The sequence below is a fragment of the Nitratidesulfovibrio liaohensis genome (assembly GCF_011682075.1).
GTDB lineage: Bacteria > Desulfobacterota > Desulfovibrionia > Desulfovibrionales > Desulfovibrionaceae > Cupidesulfovibrio > Cupidesulfovibrio liaohensis.
On record NZ_VSMK01000758.1, the window covers coordinates 1 to 12,534 of the forward strand.

Sequence of the window (12,534 nt, forward strand, 5' to 3'; positions counted from 1 at the left end):
GCCTGCCGACGCCACGGGCGCGCCCGGCGCAGCTTCGCGCGGCCTTCACGGCCCCCCCCGGCCGCCCCGGCGGGTGATTTCCGAATTTTGTCATGTGAGTTGTCATCCGGACACCGTCACCCGGCTCCACACGGGGCCAACGGGCCTGCACGCGGACGGCGGCCATGCCGCCAAGCAACACGAGGGACAGGAACATGCTCGCTATCCTCGACTACAAGGCAGGCAACCAGACCAGCGTGCGCCGTGCGCTGGACCACCTGGGCATTCCCTGCGTCATCACGGCGGACCCGGCGGTCATCGCCGGGGCGCACGGGGTGATCTTTCCGGGGGTGGGCGCGGCCGGGCAGGCCATGAACGAGTTGCTCACCACCGGGCTCGACAAGGTGCTGAAGGACCAGGTGCAGGCGGGCAAGCCCCTGCTGGGCATCTGCGTGGGCTGCCAGATCATGCTGGACTACAGCCAGGAAAACGACACTAGGGCCCTTGGCATCGTGCCCGGCGAATGCCGCCTGTTCAACGCCGCCTGGACCGAAGAGGACGGCACCCCCATCCGTGTGCCGCACATGGGCTGGAACAGCATCGTGCAGAAGCGCCCGTGCGAACTGCTGAAGGGCATAGAGCCGGAAGCGGAATTCTACTTCGTGCACAGCTACTACCCCGCCCCGCCGGAAAGCTACGTCATCGCCACGTGCACCTACGGCGAGGAATTCTGCGCCATCCACGGCGGCCCCGGCCTGTGGGCCGTGCAGTTCCACCCGGAAAAGAGCGGTCGGCCCGGCCTTGCCTTGCTGCGCAACTTCTACGCCTACTGCAAGGAGGCCAGCCGTGCTTAGCAAGCGCATCATCCCCTGCCTTGACGTCCGCAACGGCAGGCTGACCAAGGGCGTGAAGTTCGAGGGCAACGTGGACATCGGCGACCCGGTGGAAACCGCCCGCCGCTACTACGAGCAGGGCGCCGACGAAATCGTGTTCTACGACATCACCGCCTCGCACGAGGACCGGGGCATCTTTCTCGACGTGGTCGAGCGGGTGGCCTCGGAAATCTTCATCCCCTTCTCGGTGGGCGGCGGCATCAACACCGTGGAAGACATGCGGGCCGTGCTGGTGGCCGGGGCGGAAAAGGTGTCGGTGAACTCCGGCGCGGTGAAGAACCCGGACATCATCAGCCAGGGCGCGGCGGCCTTCGGCTCGCAGGCCATCGTGGTGGGCATGGACGTGAAGCAGGTGCAGAAGTCCGAGGCCATTCCCTCCGGCTACGAGATCGTCATCCACGGGGGCCGCAAGTTCATGGGCATGGACGCCATCGAATGGGCCAGGACCTGCGAGGCGCTGGGCGCCGGCGAGCTGTGCGTCAACTCCATCGACGCGGACGGCACCAAGGACGGCTACGAGCTGACCCTGACCCGGATGATCGCCGACGCGGTGTCCATCCCGGTCATTGCGTCCGGCGGCGCAGGCAGCCCGGCGCACATGTACGACGCCATCACCAAGGGCGGCGCCACCGCCGCGCTGATAGCCTCCATCGTGCACTACGGGCAGTACACCATCCCGGACCTGAAGCGGCAGATATCGGGCATGGGGGCCAAGCTGCGCATGGTCTGGTAAGCCAAACGGATATTTTGCCGGTTGGCAGCCTGCGGGAAGGTTTCATTCTTGCGGGGGAGGGACCCCTCCCCCTAAAACTTTTATTTGTATTCCTGCTCATTACGAAGACACAAAAAATGTCCTTCCAAAAGGCGACAGCCACGACGGCTAGCCGCCCCCCGTGCGCCACGCCCCACCACCCTTGCTCTTCATCCGGAGGGCACCCCATGCCTGCCCGTCGCACTGCTTCTTCCTTCCTGCCCCTGCTGCTGGCCACCCTGCTGGCTGTTGCCCTTGCCTGCCCTGCGCCCGAAGCCACCGCCGGTCCCATCCTCGACAAGTTGCGCGAACGCCGGGCCGAGCGGTCCGCATCGGGCAATGCCGAAACGGGACGGCAGGACGGCACCGCCGCCCGCCGGGGCAGCGCCCCACAACATCCGTTGGACCCCGCCACCATCGTGCCCGGCAGCCGCAGGCTGATCGAAACGTACGGCCCGCACCCCGCACAGGTCATGGACGTGTACCTGCCGCCCCACCCGCAGCACGCGCCCGTCATCGTCATGGTGCACGGCGGCGCGTGGAAGGTGGGCGACAAGGCCAACCCCGGCCTGATGGACAACAAGCTGGCCCGCTGGCTGCCCAAGGGCTACGTGCTGGCAAGCATCAATTACCGGATGCTTCCCGATGCCATGGCCCTTGAGCAGGCCGGGGACGTGGCCGCCGCCGTGCGCCGCGTGGCCGATGCCGCCCCCGGCTGGGGCGCGGACCCGTCGCGCATCATCCTGATGGGCCATTCGGCGGGGGCGCATCTGGTGGCGCTGGTGTCGTCCGCGCCGTCCCTGCTCGACCGCCCTGTGGCAGGTACGGTGGTGCTGGATTCCGCCGCCATGGACGTGCCCGCCATCATGCAGCGCCGCCACCTCGGCTTCTACGACGAAGCCTTCGGCAAGAACCCTTCCAACTGGATAAAGGCCTCGCCCCAGCAGCAGTGGACGACCGGCGCCGTGCCCATGCTGCTGGTGTGCTCCACCAAACGGGCCGACAAGCCCTGCGCGGCGGCAGAGGCCTTTGCCGCAAAGACGGCGCGCGCAGGCCGCACAACGCCCGTGCTGCCGCAGGCCCTGACCCACGGCGAGATCAACCACCAGTTGGGCCTGCCCGGCGCATACACCGACGCCGTGGACGGGTTCATCTCCGCCCGGCTGGAGGAAGCTGCACACTGACGGCTGATGCGCCCTGCCGAACAGGGTGCGCATGACAGGCGGGCAAACGGCCTGACAGGGCGCATGACCGGACGTGCTGCCGGACTGGTGACAACCCCACCAGCGGAAGACACGCCCCGCGCTGGCCTTTCCGGCCTGCCCGGCCCGCCGCGCCCCCCGAAAATTTCCCAACCCTCACGGTGGCGCCCCACGCCGTGCCACACCCGCACCGGCCCTGCCGGGCGGGGCGAAACGCGCGCCGCAAACAACGCACGAGGTCCCGCATGACCACCCCCTATTACCGCGTCCGCACCACCATCACCCGGCCCGACGCCGCACTGGTGGAGGCCTTCCGTGGCATCCCGGTTTCCAACATCGGCGACGCCATGAACCGCATGGCCTGCATGCATTCGCGCATCCGCCCCATGAACCGCGCCCCCCTGCTGGGCACCGCGCTGACGGTGCGGGTGCGCGTGGGCGACAACCTGCTGTTCAACAAGGCCATGGACATGGCCCGGCCCGGCGACGTGCTGGTGGTCAACGCCCACGACGAGCCGTTCTATTCCATCGTGGGCGGGCAGATGACCACCTGGATGCAGCGGCGCGGACTGGCCGGGCTGGTGATTGACGGCTGCATCCGCGATGCCGAGGAAATCGAGGCCATGGACTTTCCGGTGTACGCCACGGGCATTTCGCCCAACGGCCCGGTGAAGAACGGCGGCGGCGAGGTGAACTTTCCCATCGCCTGCGGCGGGTTGGTGGTGACCCCCGGCGACATCGTGGCGGGCGACCGCGACGGCATCGTGGTGATCAGCCCCGCCGACGCCCCGGCGGTGCTGAAAAGAACCCGCGCCATGGTCGAGAAGGAAACGCGCGTCATGGCCGCCATTGCGGACGGCACCTGGGACCGCACCTGGGTGGACGAGATGCTGCGAGAGCAAGGATGCGAGTTCGTAAGATAAGCAAAAAGATGCTAAGCACTAAAAGTGCCGCTTGCGCGGCCTTTTAGTGTTTGTTGTCAACTGACAAGCCTTAAAAAACGAGACAAAACACTGCTTATTTCCTTTTTACCTGCTTGAACACGGCTTGTGACTGCCGCAAGAGAAACTTCTCACGTTCATCTCTTCGCGCAATATAGTCTTCATGCGAATCATGCATATTTAATGCAATGTACCGATTCAGCTCGCCATAGTATTTTACGATCGTATTCGTATGCCCAGATATTACTTCCCTCAGCGATATTCTCTTTCCAGATTTTTCGATATATTGCTTGGCTTGCCGGTTAAGCCTGTCCATAGGAATACTGTTTGCGTACACAAAAAAATCGACATAATCACCGTTTGAAGCATGTATAATTTCCCAATTAGATTCAATGAACGCCCCGTGCGATATAATATTGCGCATTCTCTTGATAAAATGATACCTGTCTGAAGATTTGATGTTTTTTTCAAAGAAATCAGATATCTCTACATCTTCACACAGCTTTGCCATTAAATACAGCCTTTCCTCAGCTGCTGAAACACACCCACAATAGCCAAACAGTATTTTTTGCACAGAAAACGTCAAGTTTTCCAAAAAATCGGCATCTTCAAAAGCTGTTCGCTCCCTAACCGCTGCCTCGGCCACTGAAATCATTCTAAAAAAATCTTGCCCGTAGCTAATAAGCATCCTGCAAATATCAAAAAAAGACTTCACTGCGTTATCAATTCTATAGCCAACAAAAAACTGCATGACCCCCCTAAAATCATTTTCCATACACATCAACAAATCCTTAAAAACACTATCGTCTATCTTCTTCGCACAACACAACGCATCCCTACACCTCTCAAACCTATCTCTATTTTGTTTTTCCATCACTCCAACAATGAATGCAAAATCTTCTAAACTGCCTTCTTTCATTTCAAGATCGAGAAAAAGTTCATCCTTTGTATAGCGCATACCGCCTCACACGGGAACAATACACAGGATAAATTCAAATCAACTTTATACCATTAACGTCCTACCCCGCCCGAAACGTGCCGCTCTTGCCGCCGGACTTGAACACCAGGCGGCAGTCGCGCAGCACGATGTCCTTCTGCACGGCCTTGCACATGTCGTAGATGGTCAGCCCGGCCACCTGCGCGGCGACCATGGCTTCCATTTCCACGCCGGTCTGGCCGGTGGTGCGCACTTCCGCCTCCAGTTCGATGCTCGGGGGCGCATCCACCACGGTAAAGCGCACGTCGGCGTAGCTGATGGCCAGCGGGTGGCACATGGGAATCAGTTCCGCCGTGCGCTTGGCGGCCATGATGCCCGCGATCTTGGCGGTGGTCAGCACGTCGCCCTTGGGCAGGGCACGGCGCTTCAGCAGATCCAGGGTGTTGTCGTTCACCTCCACCACGGCCCGCACGATGGCGGTGCGCTGGGTGGGGGCTTTCGCGCCCACGTCCACCATGGTCACGCTGCCGTCCTCGGTCATGTGGCTGAAGGCGGCCTCCGCATCGTCGGGCACCGGCACGCCATGGCCCAGCCCACCGGTGCATTCCAGCGCGGATGCCGCACCGCACCCGCAGCCGCACCCGGTGTTGGGCAGGTCAGGGCCGTCCTCGCCGTAGTCGAGGGGGTCGGGCATATCGTCAAGCCGGACGGCGGGCGCGTCCTTATCCGAGGGGGCAGACATATCGGGCGCATGGGGCGTCTTGGGCGTATCGGAAGACATGGGGACAACCTCCTGCCGGGCGTGAAACGGGGCAAACGGATGGCGCTGGCGCGGCCCCGCGCTGGCGGTTCCATCCTTCTTGGCTGTAGCCCAAAACAGGGCGGACGCCAATGCGGCGTCCGTCGGAGGGGGCACGGGATTCGGGAATGGCCCGCAGGACATGCAAACCCCGGACGCAGGCAACGAACAAGGTCGGGACGGCGCGCACCAGCCTGAAACCGCTTGGCCGGACGGGAACGAATCCGGGCGGGCCTGAACGGATCTGCACTTGCCTGAACTCGTCAGGGCGGGCGGGGCGGGCCTGCCCCCCAGCGCCCTGCGCGGACTTACCGCTCCACGTCCCTGGGCACCAGCCGCATGCCCCTGCGGCACAGGGTCAGGATGTCATCGGCGGGCAGGGGCCGGGCAAGGCAGTAGCCTTGCAGATAGTCCACGCCCATGCCGCGCAGGGCGGAAAGCTGGGCCGCCGTCTCCACGCCCTCGGCCACCGTGGCCAGGCGCAGGCTGCGGGCAAGGCCAAGGATGGTCTCCACGATCTCCAGGCTGCCGCCTTCGTCCAGCAGTTCCTGCACGAAGGTACGGTCTATCTTCAGGGCGTGGATGGGCATGCGCGCCAGGTACTGCAACGACGAATACCCGGTGCCGAAGTCGTCCAGCGAAACGCGCACCCCAAGGTCGCGCAGGGTGCACAGCATGGCGTTGCCGCGCTCGTAGTTCTGCATCAGCGTGGTTTCGGTAATCTCCACTTCCAGTGCTTCCGGGGGGACGTCATAGGCGTTCAGGCAGGCGGCGATGTGGCTGATGGTCTCGTCGCTGTTCAGGCAACGCGACGAGATGTTCACCGCCACCGGCAGGGTCAGCCCCTCAAGCCGCCACGCGGCATGCTGGGCGCAGGCCATTTCCACCACCAGCCGGGTTATTTCGCGGATGGAGTTGGAGCTTTCCGCCACGGGAATGAACACCGAAGGCGGGGCCACCACCGTGCCGTCGCGCTCCCAGCGCAGCAGCGCCTCCACCTTGCGCACCCGCAGGGCGCGCGCGTCGGTGATGGGCTGGTACACCAGCCGGAATTCGCGCCCGGCAATGGCCGCCTTGATCTCCTGGTCCATGCGGTAGCGGCGGGTGAATTCCAGGCACTGCTCCTCGCAGAACAGGGCAATGGCGTTCTTGCCCATGTTTTTCGCGCGATACATGGCGATGTCCGCGCGCGACAACAGGGCGTTGGCCGAATCGCCATCATCGGGAAAGACGGAAACGCCAAAGCTGGCCGTGACCGAAAAGCCCATGCCGCCGTACTCGAACGGCTCGGCAAAGGTTTCGAACAGCCGCCGCATGATGCCGTCCAGATGGCTCTTGTCGCTGATGCCGCCCACCGCCGCCACGAATTCGTCGCCGCCCAGCCGCCCCAGGATGTCGCCGGGACGCAGCGCCGCGCGCAGCCGCCGGGCCACGTCGCACAGCAACTGGTCGCCGGTGGCGTGGTCGTACGAATCGTTGATGAACTTGAAGCCGTCCATGTCGATGAACACCACGGCCAGTTTCTGGCCGCGCACCTCGGCCCTGGCGATGGCATCGTGCAGCAGTTCGAAAATGTGCTTGCGGTTGGGCAGGCCGGTCAGGTCGTCGTGGTTGGCCTGATGGGTGATCTGCGCTTCCTTCTGCTTGATGTCGGTGATGTCCGAGAACACCCCCACGCAGTTCAGGATCACCCCGGACTCGTCGCGGATGGATACCAGGCTCAGCCATTGCGGAATCTGCCAGCCGTCGCGGTGCGGCCCGCACGTTTCGCCGATCCACGATCCGTGCTCCAGCATCTCGTCCCACACGCTGCGCGTGCCGCCCACCGGCACCATGCCCAGGGCCGGGGACAGGCGCCCCACCATGGACTGCGCGTCCACGCCGGTAATGCGCTCGAAGGCCGGGTTCACGGCCACCACCGTGCCCGCACTGTCGGTGATGAAGATGCCCTCCACCGCGTGGGTGAACACCTCGCCCATCAGGTGCAGCTTGGCGTTGGCGTCGCACAGTTGGGCGGTGCGATCGCGCACGCGGCGTTCCAGTTCGCGGTGGGCCTCGTTCAGTTCCCGCTGCGAGGCCTCCAGCAGGTCGAGCATGCCGTTGAAGGCGTTGGCCAACCCCTCCAGTTCGTCGCCGGTGTCGATCCGGATACGCTGGCCCATGTTGCCGGGGCCGATGGAACGCACCCAGCCGGACAGGCGCAGCACCGTGCGGGTCACCGTGCGCGACAGCAGCAGCGCCGTGGCCAGCGCCACCAGCATGGCCGTCACCGTCAGCGCCCCGATGTGCCACCACGCGGAGCGCTGCTCCGCCCGGTAGCCGTCCAGGGCAAGGCCCACGGCCACGGTGCAGATGGATATGCCCGCCCGTTCCACGGGCAGCAGGTGGTGGTACACTTCCGACCCGTCGACTGGTGTGTCGGGGGGCGTGTCGGTGACCGCACCAAGGGGCGCGGCGCGGCTGGCCGAATCGGCAGGGTTGGGAGATTCTGGGGAGTTGGCGGTACCCGGTGTGCCCAGAACGCCCGCCTGCCCGCTCTCGCCGCCCAGCCACTGGGCGCTCCAGTCGGGTGCCGGAACGTCCAGGCCGGGGGGCAGCCCCCGGCGAAAGCCGCTGGCAGGTTCCGGATGGGCGGCAGCACCGGGCACGACACGCGGTGCCGGCCGGAAGCCCCAGCCGTTGCGCCGGAATACCAGCGATGATCCGTCCACGCGGGTGACCACGATGTATTCCAGCCCCGGCTGCCGTTGCAGCACGCCGGTGCAATGTTCGACCAATGCCGCGTAGTCTTCCGCCGCAAGGGCGCTGGCGGCCACTTCCGCCACCGAAGAGGCCAGCTTGTCGGCCTGCGACTCCATGCCCCGGCGCAGCACTCCCTGCTGATAGGGAATGATCATGCCCAGGATGGCCGCGATGATCATCACCCCCGCCACAAAGGCCAGCCCGCCCGCCTTGAACGCGATACCAAAGCCCCGGCGCGGCGGGCGGACCGAATGGGCCGAAGCGGACGGGGGGGCCGAATGGCCCGAACGTGGCGGACAGGGTGTTGCGGGCCCGTCGCGCATATCCGACGTGTCCGACAGTTCCGGAGATTCCGGTGGCCCTGCTGCCAGCGAGGTCGGGCCCGATGCGGCCACGTGACCGGACGGATCGGGCTGCCCGGGTGAATCAGGCTGGCCGGGCGAGCCCATGCCGGGCCTGCGCCTCCCGTCGGCGGGCCGACCGGCAGCCGCAGGTTCGAACGGAGAAGGACCTGCCGGGGACATGCTCATGGCTCCACCAGGCGGCGCGCGGGTTCGATGGCCTCTGGCCGGAACGGCGCGATGCCGTCCAGTTGCAGCAACAGCAGCATCTGCCTGCCCCACGGATTGTCCGAAAGGCCCAGGCCCAGTTCCGCGTAGCGCGGCGCCAGCGAAGGATTCACAGACGGGGCCAGGCACATCACGAAATCTATGAGCGGCTGCGAAACCGCAATGCGCTCCATCTGCGCCTCTATCTGAGGGTTCAATTCGGACATGATGCGCAGTGACCGCTCGGTGACGATGCAGGCCGGGGCCTGGCCGAAGAATACCGGCAGCAGCACGCGCGAGGGCTGCACCTCGTAGTTCACCGACGTGAAGTGCCTGGCGGCCGGGGGCAACCCCTGGTCGCGCAGCAGCCGTTCCAGCCAGCGCGCGGGCAGGCTTTCCTGCCCCAGGGACATGGCCTGCACCAGCAGCCGCTTGCCGCGCAACTGCCCGATGCGGGTGATGCCCGAGCCCTTGGGCACCAGCAGCACGTAACGTTCGCCGAATTCCCCGTCGGTGACGGGCACTCCGAAGGGCTTCAGGTCCAACTCGCGTGACAGCAGCAGGTAGTCCACGGTGGGCAGGTGCACCACGTCCAGCTGGCCCGCCAGCAGGGCCTTGCGGATTTCAGCCCGCGAGCCGAAAGCCGACAGGCGCACCCCAAGGCCCCGCTCCGTCTCCACGTAGCGATGCGCCCACAATTGCACGGCCAGGGCCACGTCCTTGCGGTCCACGCCGGGCAGGAAATATTCCACGTAACCAAGGCGCAGCTCCGTCGGGGCGGCAGCCTCGGACATCATGGGGGCCACGGCCCCCAGCAACAGCAGCAAGGACAGCAGAAGCAGCAGGTTCCTGCCGGGCCGAGCGGGCCGACACGACAGGCCAGGCGGGACGAAAGGCTCAGGGCAGCGCACGGGCGCCATGGCCCACCTCCCGCAGGTGTTCAAGAATCTCCGTGCCCGCCACCAGGTTGCGCGCGGCGGCAGCCGCCTGCGCCTCGTACAGTGCGCGCAGCCGGGCCGCACGCACCATGGCTTCGTAAATCTGGGTCTCCAGAAGTTCGCGGGTATCCACCAGACCTTCGCGATAGGCGCGCTCTGTAAGGGTACGGCTTTCCGTGGCCGCGGCCACGGTTTCGGCGCCAATGGCCGCCTGCCGGGCAGCGCGGCGCTCTTGCAGCACCGCATCCTTCACGCGCAGGGCCACGCCTTCACGCAGCAGCACCCGCTGGTGGGCCAGCTGGCGCAGGCGGGCGCGCATTTCCTCCATCCGCGCCTGGGTGCGAAAGCCTTCGAACAGCGGCAACTCCACGGTCAGGCCCGCCGCGCCGTGGGTGCGTTCGCCCTCGGCCACCAGGCCGCCGTCATAGGCGTTGGTCACCGTGGACAGAGTGCCGAACAGCGAAACCACCGGCAGGTATTCGCCGGTGACGTCGTCCAGGCGGGCCTCTGCCGCGCGGACCCCGGCGTCGAAGCGGACAAGGTCCAGGTTCAGGCGATAGGCGTCGGCCACGGCAGCATCCAGGTCTCCGGGGTCGGGAGTGGCGGGCAGTTCCGTGTCCGCCACCCGCACCTGGCCATCCCACGGCAGGCCCAGGGTGTTGGCCAGGGCGGATTCCGCCAGTTCCACGTTGGAATCCAGTTCGGCCAGCAGCGAGCGCACACCCAGCGCGCCCACCTGGGCGCGCAGCCAGTCGGTCTTGCGCACCCGCTGCGAGCCGCCCCTGTAGAAATGTTCCGCCACGTCGCGGGTGGCTTCCAGCCGCTGCACCGTTTCCCTGCCCAGGTCGCGCAGTGCCCGCGCCAGAACCACTCCGTGGTAGCGGGTGGTCACGTCGTGCACCAGTTGCAGGCTTGTCAGGCGCGCCTCTCCGGCGGCGGCATCGTGCCCGGCCACGGCCTCGCGCACGCGGGCCTCGCGGCGGCCACCATCATAGAGCAACAGCCCAAGGTCGGCCCGGAATTCACCGATGTCGCGGTCTACAAGGCGGATGCGCCGCTCGGGCACGGTGGTGCGCATGGTCATGGGCCCGCCTCCCATGTCCACGGTATAATTGAAGGAGTCTTCCGGGTAGACGAAGATCGGATCACGATCCAGACGGGTCTGGGTGGAGGCTGCGGTGAGCTGCGGCCAGTAGGCCGAAAGGGCCTGGCGGTGCTGGGCTTCCGCGATGGCCAGTCCCTCGCGCGCGGCGGCGGGTCCGGCGTTGTTGCGCAGGGCCAGGGCAATGCATTGCGCAAGCCCCAAAGGCTGGGACGGAGACGGTGCGGATTCCGGATAGCGGGACTGCGGCGGGGCACACGGCGAACACCCCGTGCCGTGCGCCTGCGCGGGGGCCGCGCCACACGCAAACGCCGGAACCACGTCAAGAATGGCAAGGCATGACAGCGTGGCCAAAAGCAGCCCCGCAACCCGCAGCGCCCCATGCGTAGCGGACGGCCTGACCATGACCGGCTCTGTGATCAGCCCCGGCGCCACGGTCATGCCGGCGTCGCGCCGAGCCTGCACCCCACCCTTGCCGAGGATACGGCTTTGGGCGTGGCGCGGGAACGGCTGGACAGCATTCATGTCGGGGTGCTTCCTTGCAGGTACGAAGGGGGTGCGGGCGGGCATGGCACTCCGGCGGCCACGCCATACCGGTATGGAGAACCCCATGGCCGCCAGACGTGCGCCAGCCGACTCGAGGTACGGATGCCGTGTGTTCCGGCAGATTGCCTAGTGACACGGGCCCTTGCGGGCCGTCAAGATTCCGGGAGGGTTTTATGGGGGTTTTTATGGGTATTCCCCTATAGAAAGGTAGGGGAATTACCCATCTCGCCACTCGCAACGTGCATCAGACGCTGAAGCCCCCGCGCACGCTGCGCACATCCTCCACGGTGGCAAAACAGCCGGGGCACTGTTCACGGCACAGGGTCAGCAATTCGCGCGAGCGCCTGCGGGGCGACACCACGCGGATCATGTCCACATCGCTGCTGCCCCCCGCGCCGGTCAGCCCGGTGGCGCCAAAGCCCGCATCGCGGATGGCGCGGGCCATGTCCTCGCCGTTGGGCGTCACGATGTTGACCACCACCACGCCCAGGGCCATGCGGTCTTCTATGAACATGCCCAGCAGGATGCCCGAGCTGTACCCCGCGGCGTAGGCGAAGACATTGGCAAGGTTGTCCAGGTGGTTCATGACCTGAGAGACGGCGAACACCCAGATGAGAATCTCGAAGAACCCCACCGCCGCCGCCACCGGGCGGATGCCGCGCATGACCAGCACCGCACGGACCGTGCCCAGCGCCACGTCCCCGAGGCGCAGCGCAAAAATCAGCAGCGCACCGGCGATGTCGATGTCCAGATGCCACATGTCGTTCTCCGTCGTGTTTCCGTCTTATGCCCGGCCCGCCTAGGGCCACCGGCCGCAACGCCGGAAAAATCCGGCCATGGCCTCCACCTCTGCCCCGTTCACTCCGGCGGCTGCCGGTCCTCTCCCGGCGCTTCTCCTCCGGCAACTGCGCAGCAGGTCGTCGAACTCCTGCCGCAACGGCCCGGGCACCCCGATGGCGGGCAACCCGGCCCGCAGCACGGCGCCTTCGGCCAGCAGGTAGCCGGTGCGCACGTTGCCCCCGGCAAAGGGACGCCGCACGGCCAGTTCCAGAAACACCCGCACCGCTTCCTCAAGCGGGTCCGCAGCGTCCGGCCCGGTGGCGACGCCGGGCAGCGGGTCGCCCGCGGGCGGCTGCCCGGCGGTCCCGGTGCAAAC

Annotated in this window: 12 protein-coding genes; 4 read left to right on the plus strand and 8 right to left on the minus strand. The window is 65.9% G+C overall.

Going from position 1 to position 12,534, the window contains the following annotated elements; all coding sequences use genetic code 11:
* On the minus strand, positions 1–196 hold a 196-nt coding region (locus FVW27_RS20705; protein WP_208294880.1), incomplete at its 3' end, for a hypothetical protein.
* Here FVW27_RS20705 and hisH point away from each other — a divergent pair.
* The 4 genes from hisH to FVW27_RS18620 all read left to right on the plus strand — a co-directional run bounded on the left by hisH (position 195) and on the right by FVW27_RS18620 (position 3,748).
* Positions 195–833: an imidazole glycerol phosphate synthase subunit HisH gene (gene hisH, locus FVW27_RS18605; protein WP_167128061.1), complete on the plus strand. Its 639-nt coding sequence runs from the start codon at positions 195–197 to the stop codon at positions 831–833. The genes FVW27_RS20705 and hisH overlap by 2 nt on opposite strands.
* A complete protein-coding gene (hisF, locus tag FVW27_RS18610; protein WP_167128064.1) occupies positions 826–1,605 on the plus strand; it encodes an imidazole glycerol phosphate synthase subunit HisF in 780 nt (259 codons plus the stop codon). The genes hisH and hisF overlap by 8 nt, the downstream gene beginning before the upstream one ends.
* Before the next feature lie 206 nt (positions 1,606–1,811).
* Positions 1,812–2,807: an alpha/beta hydrolase gene (locus FVW27_RS18615; RefSeq protein WP_167128067.1), complete on the plus strand. Its 996-nt coding sequence runs from the start codon at positions 1,812–1,814 to the stop codon at positions 2,805–2,807.
* Between the two features lie 263 nt (positions 2,808–3,070).
* Positions 3,071–3,748 carry an RraA family protein gene (locus FVW27_RS18620; RefSeq protein ID WP_167128070.1) on the plus strand — a complete coding sequence of 226 codons (678 nt, stop codon included), beginning with the start codon at positions 3,071–3,073 and terminating at the stop codon, positions 3,746–3,748.
* Between the two features lie 94 nt (positions 3,749–3,842).
* On the opposite strand, the gene FVW27_RS18625 is transcribed toward FVW27_RS18620, so the two are convergent.
* The 7 genes from FVW27_RS18625 to FVW27_RS18655 all read right to left on the minus strand — a co-directional run.
* Entirely contained in the window at positions 3,843–4,724 is an 882-nt protein-coding gene (locus FVW27_RS18625) for a hypothetical protein (RefSeq protein WP_167128073.1), read from the minus strand.
* A 61-nt stretch (positions 4,725–4,785) separates the two neighbouring features.
* Positions 4,786–5,277, minus strand: coding sequence for a cyclic pyranopterin monophosphate synthase MoaC (gene moaC / locus FVW27_RS18630; RefSeq protein ID WP_167128081.1), 492 nt, complete (start codon positions 5,275–5,277; stop codon positions 4,786–4,788).
* A 533-nt stretch (positions 5,278–5,810) separates the two neighbouring features.
* Positions 5,811–8,693, minus strand: a complete 2,883-nt coding sequence (locus tag FVW27_RS18635; protein WP_243838575.1) for a putative bifunctional diguanylate cyclase/phosphodiesterase — start codon at positions 8,691–8,693, stop codon at positions 5,811–5,813.
* 77 nt (positions 8,694–8,770) lie between these two features.
* On the minus strand, positions 8,771–9,712 hold the full coding sequence (locus tag FVW27_RS18640; RefSeq protein ID WP_167128075.1) for a phosphate/phosphite/phosphonate ABC transporter substrate-binding protein: 942 nt from the start codon (positions 9,710–9,712) through the stop codon (positions 8,771–8,773).
* Positions 9,690–11,402 carry a TolC family protein gene (locus FVW27_RS18645; RefSeq protein ID WP_243838576.1) on the minus strand — a complete coding sequence of 571 codons (1,713 nt, stop codon included), beginning with the start codon at positions 11,400–11,402 and terminating at the stop codon, positions 9,690–9,692. Before FVW27_RS18645 ends, FVW27_RS18640 begins: the two co-directional genes overlap by 23 nt.
* A gap of 220 nt (positions 11,403–11,622) precedes the next feature.
* Positions 11,623–12,138 carry a DUF2179 domain-containing protein gene (locus tag FVW27_RS18650; RefSeq protein ID WP_167128078.1) on the minus strand — a complete coding sequence of 172 codons (516 nt, stop codon included), beginning with the start codon at positions 12,136–12,138 and terminating at the stop codon, positions 11,623–11,625.
* A 39-nt stretch (positions 12,139–12,177) separates the two neighbouring features.
* The coding region (locus FVW27_RS18655; RefSeq protein WP_208294882.1) for a hypothetical protein at positions 12,178–12,534 on the minus strand (357 nt) is incomplete at its 5' end.